This is a genomic window from Actinomyces sp. MRS3W (assembly GCF_032465695.1).
Taxonomy (GTDB): Bacteria; Actinomycetota; Actinomycetes; order Actinomycetales; family Actinomycetaceae; genus Actinomyces.
Genome location: NZ_JAWDJJ010000169.1, coordinates 31149 through 40630 on the forward strand (window position 1 = coordinate 31149; position 9482 = coordinate 40630).

The following is a 9482-nucleotide window of genomic DNA, read 5'->3' on the forward strand; positions in this document are numbered from 1 at the left end:
GGTCAGCCGATCGGGGGATTGAAGGCGCCGCGGAATGACGGCGGTCCTCAGGCCGGGCGGTCGGCCGCCTACAGGTCGCCGCGCTTCTGCAGCCGCTGCAGGCTCAACCACCCCACGGGGATCGGGATCCAGAAGGTGACCAGGCGGTAGACGATCGCCGTCGACAGGGCCACGCCGCTGGGCACGCCCGCCGTCACCAGCCCGGCGGTCAGCGCCACCTCGACCGGTCCGATACCGCCGGGGGAGGGGACTACCGAGCCGACGGTGTTGGCCGCCAGGTAGGTGATTGCCAGCACCGAGAAGGACAGGGTATGGCCGAAGGCCCACAGGCTCGCCCCGAAGGAGAGGATGTAGCTGAGCGTGAGCAGCAGGGTGCCGCATATGCCCAGCGCTAGCCGACCCGGGTTGGACATGACCCACACCAGCCGCGGCCACACCTGACGGTAGGTCGGCTCGATCTTCGCCCACACCCAGGTGCGTACCTTCGGGACGAAGAGGGCAGCGGCGATGACGGCGACGAGGATGACGGCGGTGAGCAACACCCAGCCGCTCGGCAGCGTCAGACCCGCCGACTGGCCGGTGGTGGCGGCCACGATAATGAGCAGCACCACGGTGACGAGGAACTGGACCACTTGGACCAGGGCGACGGTGGCCACGCCGAGCGCCGTCGGCACGCCCTTGCGTGACAAGAAGCGCAGGTTGATCGCGGCCCCGCCCACGCCGGCAGGTGCGACCAGCGAGACCACCGAGGAGGCCAGATGCACCTCGGTTGACTTCCACACGGACAGCTTGACCGGGCTGAAGGCGACGAGGGCCAGCCCCGCGCCGATGTAGGTGGCCAGCGAGAAGACGAGTGCGCCCAGAATCCACCAGATATTCGCGCCCGTCACGGCGTCGGTGATTTGTTCGATGTTCATGCGGGCCAGCAGCGTCCACAGTGCTACCAGCCCGACAACCGCCATGATGACGGTGCGCGGGGAGAAGCGGGTGAGTTTGGCCGGCTCCGCATGCGCCGTCGGGGTCAAGTCCACCAGGGCGTCGCGCAGCTCCTGTAGCACGCGGCCGCGTCGCCCCATGGCCTCGCGGGTGGCGCCCGGCAGGACGACCCGCTGCAGCATGGGGGCGATGGAGGCCAGCTGCTGGGTGCTCAGCGAACGGGAGGCGGCGGCGATGGCGCGCTTGACGTCGGTGAGGGAGGCGGTCAGCGCCAACGCCTGGGCGAGGTCGACCCGCCGGGACAGCTCGGAGGAGATGGTCTCCCCGGAGTCCCAACCGAGCAGCCAGACGCGTCCGGCGGCGTCGACGACGACGCTGGAGGAGTCGATTTGGCGATGCGCAAGACCGGCTGTGTGCGCGCAGCTCACCTGATCCCACAGCTGGGTGAGGATGTCGTCGTCGACCTCATCTAAGTCGTTGAGGCTGCGGGCGCCGGTGACATGGTCGGTGACGAGCAGCACGGATTCGTCGGCCTCGGCCATGCCGAATAGGGACGGCGTGCGCACGCCGACGCGGCTTGCCTCGAGCATCATGAGGGCGGCGTGCTCGGCGGCGGAGCGTACCGACATGTCCCGCTCGGGCGACAACCCCTTGACGCGGGCGCGGTCCCAGATGGTGGCGAGGAATCCGGCTACCTGGCGGTCGGAGTCCATGACGGTCACGTCGCGGCGCACCCCGGCGGCATCCCAGACGGCGTAGAGGCGATGAGCGGACAGCTGCCCTCCGGTGAGCGCTGCGGAGGAGGCCTCATCCAGCACCGCGGCCAGATCGACGTCGTCGGCCGGGGTCATGGTGGAGGTGTCCTCGGGCGGGACCGGTGTGGTCGGATCCGGCGCGGGAGGGGCGTCCGGCGAAGCGGCGTCGCCGTCGCCGACGTCGTCGAGCGCGGTGGGGGTGGTCAGCGGGGTTTCGCGGACGCGCTCGGTGTAGCCCAGCGGGGCTTCGGTCTGGACCGTCCAGGCACGGGCGTCCGGTGCCCGGTCCATGCGGACCACGCGGACGGCGTCGATACCGGCGCGTCGCAGTGCGCGCACCAGGGCGACGCCGTGGGCGCGGTTGTCATTGACGCCGAAGGCATAGCGGACGAGGAGTCCGGCGAGCCGGCCGAGCAGGATGGAGATGACGGCGCCGGGCAGGGTCATGGCACTGCGCAGCACGGACAGGCCGACGACGATCCACACGGCGGTCCAGGTGTGACGCACCACCGGGGAACTGCGGCGTTCGCCAGCGCCGGTGAGCAGACCCGCCAGAGTCGCGAAAACGGTGGAGATGCCGATACGGGCCGAGCCGGAGGCGGTGACGGTCAGTCCAGCAGCCAGCGTGCTCGGTCCCCACGCGTCGACCGCATGCAGGCACAGCCAGGCCAGGGCGAAGCCCCCCGCTCCGGCGAGCAGTGCCTCGCCCGCCGTGCGCCAGGCGCGACGCAGCAGGTTGTACAGGATGATGACCACCGGGACGATGAAGGTGACCAGACCTTCAACGGCCTGCAGGGGGAAGACGAGGACGCGGCGCAGCACGACGGCGAGCGCATTTTGCACATCCTGTGTCACGCCGGTGGTGGTGGCGTGGGCGTAGGCGGCCAGAATGAGCATGAAGCCGAGGCCGAGCGCGGTCAGGGCCAGATCGAGGAGGTCCTCGGCGCGGCGCAGGCGGCGCGCGGGGGCGTCGACCAGCAGCGTCGTCGAACGGGGGACGGTGGTGGCGGGGGCGTGGGTAGCGTGCGCCGACGTGTCGACGGCGGGGGTGACCCCGATGCGCGGAATACCGACCGGTGACGTCGCCTGGACGCGTTCCGGGTTTTCCGGGGGCGAGACATCAGTCATGTCGGTGTCAACCTGTTGGCCTACGGATCGTGTGACCCCGATCGGGGCGCAACGAGCGTACCAGGCGGACCCGGGGAGACCGCGGAATGACGGGTGAAGAACAACCGTGAACTGAGTGCTCGTCGGCCGGTGGTGTGTGCGACGGATCCCAATATGCGCTGGCAAGGCCCGTGCGTAGCCGATCGACGGGTTCGTATCGGCCGGTTGGAGGTTCGATCCGGTTAGCCGATCGGCCGATGTCGGGCGCCTTGGCCACTGGCAGACTTGTAGGTGTCGGCGCGGAAGAGCCGAGCTGGCTAGTCCCTGAACCTCCTTGGTTAGTTTGGGTCCGGGCCCCGAGACGGGGTCCGGACCCAAACTGCTTGTCTGGGGCGGTGCGCCAACGGATTCCGTCCGGCTGCGCCCAGACGTACTACAGGCGGGCGAGCAGGTGGGCGGCCGCATTCGGCTCGCTGCGGGGGACCAGCCATTGGTATCCCGGCCAGGTAGGGCCCTCCGGATAAGTCAAAGGACGATCTGCGGGACCGTGAGCTTGCGGCCGGTATTGGAGGATTGCTCGCCGAGGGCTGCGAGCTGGATACCGCGCGCCCCGGAGAGCAGGTCGTAACGGTGCGAGCGCTCAGCGGCAACGTCGCGGAGGAACTCTTCCCACTGGGCACGGAAGCCATTAGCAAGTTCGGCATTGTCCGGTACCGCAGACCACTGGCTCATGAAGTCGAGGTTGGTGGGGATGTCCGGATCCCATGTGGCTCGCGGCGTATTGGCGCGCTGCTGGGACTCGCAATGGAAGAGCCCGGCGACAGCGGACCCGTGGGTGCCGTCGACCTGAAATTCGACGAGTTCCCTGCGGTGGACACGTACGGCCCAGGAGGAGTTGAGCTGGGCGATGACTCGGTCGCCGTCGGGGGTCTCGACCTCGAAGATCGCGTAGGCGGCATCGTCGGCGGTGGCGGGGTAGGACCTACCCTGCTCGTCCCAGCGGACGGGGATGTGGGTGACGGCTTGGGAGTAGACGCTCTTGACTCTGCCGAGGATACCTTCCAGGACGTAGTTCCAGTGGCAGAACATGTCCACCATCATTCCGCCGCCGTCCTGCTTGCGGTAGTTCCATGAGGGGCGCTGGGCCGGCTGTACGTCGCCTTCGAAGACCCAGTAGCCGAACTCGCCGCGCAGGGAGAGGATACGACCGAAGAAGCTCTCGTCGACCAGACGTCGTAGTTTGACCAGGCCGGGCAGGTAGAGCTTGTCATGGACGACGCCGATGGTGAGGTTCGTGTTGGCGGCACGTCGGGCGAGGTCGACCGCCTGGTCGAGGGTCTCGGCAGTTGGTTTCTCGGTGTAAATGTGTTTGCCGGCGTCGATGGCGGCGCTTAGGGCCGCGTATCGACGTGCGGTGGTTTGAGCGTCGAAGTAGATGTCGACGTCGGGGTCGGCGATGATCGCGTCCTGATCGGTGGTCCAGCGTTCGACGCTGTGACGGGCAGCTATCTCCTTGAGCTTGTCAGCATTGCGACCAACCAGGATTGGTTCCACCTGGAGGCGGGAGCCGTCATCGAGCAGCAAACCACCGTCATCCCGGATCGGCAGGATCGAGCGCACGAGATGCTGCCGGTATCCCATCCGTCCGGTGATGCCATTCATGGCGATCGTGAGGGTGCGAGACGCCATTGTCACTCCTGCCTGTAGCGATGGCGCGGGGCCATGTTGAACGGTGTGTTCCGAAATGAACGATAGCAACAGAAGTGAACATTTGCAATCAATCGACGAGACTCATCTTGTATTCCCGCGAAAGGGGTCTGGTGCCTCATCCGGGTGCTGCCCGCGAGAGTCGCGGATTGTGGTGGGTATGGGAAGTGGGTTGTCGATGCGGGCCAGGGCTGAGATCACTAGGAAGTACGCAGGGGCCGATGCCAGGGCGTCGAAGAAGGACAAGGGACGGATGCTGGATGAGGTGTGCGCGGTTACCGGCTGGGTGTCGGGAGGGTGCCAGGCGGTACCTGAGGACGGTGGCCAAGCGTCCTGTTGGTGCAGGCAAGACCGAGCCGCGGGCCAGGGCGCGCAAGTGCTCCTACGATGCTTTGAAGGTGCTCCAGCGTGTGTGGGTGGCCAGTGGCGGGCAATGCGGTAAGTATCGATGCGTATCGATGCCGCTGCTACTGGATCTGCTGGAGGCCGCTGGCGAGCTCGCGGACGGTGCTGACCGCTATAGCCAGGAGTTTAGGCGCGAGTTGGGGGGCTATGAGTGCGGCGACCATTGACCGCTATCTCGCCCCGGCCAGGGCCAAGGATCAGCTGCGCGGCAAGAACCGCCACGAACGCCGGTCCGCCGGTTGCGCAACACGGGTCAGGATTCGCAAGGCTGGTGACGAGGCCCGTGCAGTCCCCGGGGTTCTTCGAGGACAGTCACCGTTGCTCACTGCGGGCCGGTACCCAAGGGAGAGTTCGCCCGGACCCTGAACATGACCGACATGCTCACCGGCAGGGGGCTTCACCCGTTCTATCCGCGGGCGGCGCCGAGAAGCACATCAAAACCGCCCTGGACGCGGCTGTGGACGGGCATCCCGCTTGCCCATCACAGGCATGGACTACCGGCAACGACAACCGAGTTCACCCAGCCACGGGGTGACCGGGTGGGCGGCAGACTTGGACATCTACTCCCGCCCCGGCAGGCCCTACACGAGCAGCGACCAGGCCACCATCGAGCCCCGAGAACAACCACCGGGTAGCGTCACTACGCCCTCGCTGCTACCGCCACCGGCGCCGACGCCGAGCGCGAGGTGCTCAAGCCGGCTGTGGGCACTGGTCGATGTGCAGGTCAACTTTCTGACCCCCACGAAGAAGCCCATCGGGTGGGGTACCGACAAGGCCGGCAATGGCATCGCTCGGCCCAGGAGGGGCCTGTCCCGCTACCCTTGCGCCATGTCGAAGAAGAAGCGCCAGCAGCGCGTCACTGCGTCAGCCGCTCCCGCCAAGCCCAAGAAGAAGTAGATCCCCTTCGTCGCCCGCCCCTTCGAGGGCCTGGCGAACGAGGAGGAGCTTGTCGCGATGATGCAGATCATCCCGGCGGCCACCGCACGCGTCCGCCTCGACGCCGAGCACGGCGGCCAGGACGCCCGGCTCGTCACCCTCCTGCCCGACCTCGTCCAGGCGATGAAGCGCGCCGACGGCGAGGTGCTCGTCGCGCTTCAGACGCGGATGCACTCCGGCGTCGCCTGACTGTGCCGAGCTGGGTGGCCTCGTGCATCCGACCGCGCGTGGGCGGTGGCGCGGTCGTCGCGCTCGAGAACGGGATCGGGCTGGCGCGGCAGGAGGACCTCAGCGACCTTGAGCAGGTGGTGGACCTGTATGAGGCCGGTCAGGTGCGCACGAACGAGGGCGGCTGCGACCCCGACGGGCGTTTCTGGATCGGCACGATGGCCTGGGAGAAGACGCCCGGTGCGGCCGGTGTGTACCGCTGGGACGGGCCGGGCGCGCAGCCCGAGCTCGCGTGGGGTGGGGCGACGATCGCCAACGGCCTGGGCTGGAGCCCCGATGGAAGCCGGGAGTACTGGATCGACACGCGCTCGCACGCCGTGTCCGTCATGGACTACGACGCTGCGACGGGGCTGGGGCAGCGGCATACCTTCGTTGAGGTGCCGCGCGAGGACGGTAGCCCGGACGGACTCACCCTCGATGCCGAGCAGGTGGGCGTCATAGGCGGCATGGTGCACTTTGCACAGGGATAGCCCATTGCTCACTTCCGGCACATCATCGGGATCCGAATCGGGGATGATGTGGGCCGCGTCGAGCAGTCGAAGATGCGGCAGACGGCAGATGGCGCAGTGCTCGGAGTAGGCGCTGACCACGCGGGCGCGGAAATCGCGCTGATGGATGCGTGATTTGGACCAGCGTTCGGTGTAGCGCCTCCGAATCGGTGGATCGATGCGTTCAATCGTGGGGTCGATGAGATCGGTGCTCGCATCCGACACCGTGAGGATGGCTTCCTGGCGCGTGTGGTCGATCTCCTCGATGATGACGGGGAATCGCAGGTAGTAACGAGCCGGGTGCGTCTCGAATCCGATGATCCAAATGAGGGGCAACCTGAGATCGAAGCACCGTTGCATCGCGGCATTGCTCCACGTCTTGTTCCGTGCCGGGTTTGCGAGTTTGTACCGCATGATTCCAGCGGTATCGGGTTCATCTGCGTATATGTGCGTGGGAGCAGCTGAAGTCTACGGCGATGGTCCTATGCGTCCGGACCGCCATCGTGCTTCCGGTGCCTCAATTGCGTTGGCATCAGCAGGCACACGGCGAGGACCGTCTGTGACTCCGCTTCGAGGACTTCGAGCGCAGACCTCACGACTCCCACCCTCGCCCGTCACTGCCACGCGAATGAGACCGCACAGACGTGTCCCCACTCCCCTTGGTGGGGAGTGGGGACACGTCGGATGAGCTGAGAACACCTGGTCAGGAGGCCCGGTGCTCAGAACCTGTCAGCGACGGCGTCGCGTCAGTGCACCGGCGGACACCAGGCCCGCCGCCACCAGCACGAGCGCGAGCGTTGCTCCAGTGCGGGCCAACGACCGTCCGGTCGAGGGTGTGCGCGAGGAACGCTCACCTGAAGCGGGCGTGCTCTGCTCCTTGTCAGATCCCTTGGCGTCCGTGTCGTCGCCGTTCGCGTCTGGGGCCGACGGCTCCGGCGCGGGGCTGGTGGCCGGGTCACCGGGTTCGTCGCCCGGGTCCGTGCCGGGTGCATCGGTCGGCTCGATGCTTGGCTCGGTCGTGGGCTCATCGCTGGGTCCGTTACTCGGCCCCGGGCTGGGCTCATCGCTTGGCTCAGCCGTGGGCTCGTCTGTCGGCTCCAGAGTGGGCTCTACCGTCGGCTCGTCGGTCGGCTCAGGCATCGGCTCGGTCGAGCCGGCCTTCGACGCCGCGAACCACGACAGCATCGGCGACTGGTCGTTTGTCGCACGCAGGATGAGCGTGACCTCCCCCTCCTGGGCGAGTGTCACTTGGTGTTCGAGCAGACGCGAGGCCGAGGAGGTGTCCAGCGTGTAGAAGTCGACCTTGTGGTCGGCACCGTCGTAGCGCAAGACGACGTCCATGCTGCGGGAGTTCGACGGCCACCAGCTGTGTGAGCCCGCCCAGAGGGTGTACGTGCCCGCGGGCAGCGTCACCGTGTAGGACAGCTCCGCCCCCTTCTGGTTGGCGGTGAACATGCCGGTCGTCGTGAGCTTGTCGTAGGCGCCGTCGACGAGGCCCTTGTAGCTCATCGAGCGCTTGCCTGTGGCGTCCTGCCCCCACGAGCCCCACGACGTGCCCGGCTCGTGGACCTGGTCCGGGGCCTCGTTGACGAGCGCGTCACCGACGAGCTCGGACACCGCGGACCAGGTGGGCGACGTGCGCCCGAGCTGTCCGGACTCAGTGCCGCCGATGTCGGCGAAGGCGACGGTGCCCTGCGGAACGACCTCGATCGTCCCCCTCACCGTGGCCGAGCCGTAGGTGCCGGTGACATGGTGCGTCACCCACGGCGTCGAGGTGTCGACACCGCTGACGTCCCAGGTGACGGGCACCTCGCGCGTGCTGGCGTCGGTCAGGGTCGCCGTGACGGTGCCCGGCAACGACGGCGTCTGGCCGACGTAGACGGCGACGACGGGCTCGTCGACGGCGACGACCTCGCTGCTCAGCGGGGCCGAGGCGGCCTCGAGCCGGGACACCAGGGCCGCGGCGCCCTCGACGCTCAGGCCGTAGCCCTCCGGGTCCTCCAGCGCGGCGCGGGCCGCCTCGAGGTTGGCCTGGAGCACGTCCCACGTCGCGTCCGTGAAGTCCTCGTCGCGTTCGATGGCGGCGGCGTCTCGGACGGCATCCTCCAGCGCCGCGGTGCCGGGAGCGGTCCGCGGCCGGTCAGAGACGGTGCCGACGGCGTCGACGGTGAGCTCACCGGCCAGCAGCGTGATCGTGACCTCGTGCCGGCCCTCGCTCAGGCCGCGCAGCGACAGGGCCTGCCCGAAGGCCTCCTTCGCCTCGACCTGCGCGTTGGAGACGATGGTGCGGCCGTCGACGTCGATGCGCACACGGGCGGAGCCGTTGTTGACACCGATGATGTCGAGCCCGGTTCCGTCGAAGGCGTGGCTGAGCGAGGCGCCGGCGCTCGCCGTCGTCGACTCGGAGCGCTGGTAGACGAACATGCCCTTGCCGTTGGCGTGGTCCCACGCCCCGTCGTACATGAGCACGGGCGTCGGTGCCTCCTCCAGGCTCGTCATCTCGAGGTTGTCGAGGTAGGAACCGTAGAAGGCCGGCTGGTTCGCGACGCGCACCACCGACAGGTTGTCGAACTGCGTGTGTGAGAACGACGAGGCGAGCGTGACGAACCCGGAGAGCTGGGGCTCGGGGTCCGTCCAGGTCGCCACCTGCGTCCCGTCGACCGCGGCCGTGATGCTCGCCCCGGACCCGGTCACCGATAGGTTGTGCCACGCGCTCGCATCGAAGTCAGCGAGTTCGCCGGAGGCGACGGTGCTGCCGCGCCGGAGCAGCGACCACGAGCCGTCCACGCCCAGCCTGAGCGCGTACGGCGTGCCGCTGAGCGTGTGCGACGAGGGTCCTCCGGAGTCGCGGATGCCCAGGGCCGCGTAGGAGCCGGCAGCGATCGACTCGAAGCGGGCGTCGATGCTCGCGGTGTAGTTC

Annotated in this window: 5 protein-coding genes and 2 pseudogenes; 3 read left to right on the plus strand and 4 right to left on the minus strand. The window is 68.0% G+C overall.

The genetic code is table 11. The features are described from left to right. Positions 1 to 68: 68 nt before the first annotated feature. Together RWX45_RS06125 and RWX45_RS06130 are read right to left on the minus strand one after the other, a co-directional pair. Positions 69 to 2819 (minus strand): lysylphosphatidylglycerol synthase transmembrane domain-containing protein, encoded by a 2751-nt coding sequence (locus RWX45_RS06125; protein ID WP_316022879.1) that lies wholly within the window; start codon positions 2817 to 2819, stop codon positions 69 to 71. A 504-nt stretch (positions 2820 to 3323) separates the two neighbouring features. Next, entirely contained in the window at positions 3324 to 4487 is a 1164-nt protein-coding gene (locus RWX45_RS06130; protein WP_316022880.1) for a Gfo/Idh/MocA family oxidoreductase, read from the minus strand. A gap of 1140 nt (positions 4488 to 5627) precedes the next feature. On the opposite strand from RWX45_RS06130, the gene RWX45_RS13470 reads away from it, so the two are divergent. The 3 genes and pseudogenes from RWX45_RS13470 to RWX45_RS06140 all read left to right on the plus strand — a co-directional run bounded on the left by RWX45_RS13470 (position 5628) and on the right by RWX45_RS06140 (position 6544). Continuing rightward, positions 5628 to 5807, plus strand: coding sequence for a hypothetical protein (locus tag RWX45_RS13470; protein WP_410050686.1), 180 nt, complete (start codon positions 5628 to 5630; stop codon positions 5805 to 5807). After that, a pseudogene (locus tag RWX45_RS06135) lies at positions 5808 to 6032 on the plus strand (DUF5926 family protein); the annotation flags it as partial. It abuts the gene before it with no gap. Positions 6033 to 6049: 17 nt separating this feature from the next. Then, the gene (locus tag RWX45_RS06140; protein ID WP_316022881.1) at positions 6050 to 6544 is read left to right on the plus strand and encodes an SMP-30/gluconolactonase/LRE family protein; all 495 of its coding nucleotides are present in this window, start codon (positions 6050 to 6052) and stop codon (positions 6542 to 6544) included. Between the two features lie 3 nt (positions 6545 to 6547). Here the strand turns inward: RWX45_RS06140 and RWX45_RS13475 are convergent. Next, positions 6548 to 6976 (minus strand): annotated as a pseudogene (locus tag RWX45_RS13475) (HNH endonuclease); the annotation flags it as partial. A gap of 315 nt (positions 6977 to 7291) precedes the next feature. Next, positions 7292 to 9482: Ig-like domain-containing protein (locus RWX45_RS06145; protein WP_316022882.1), on the minus strand; the 2191-nt coding region annotated here is incomplete at its 5' end.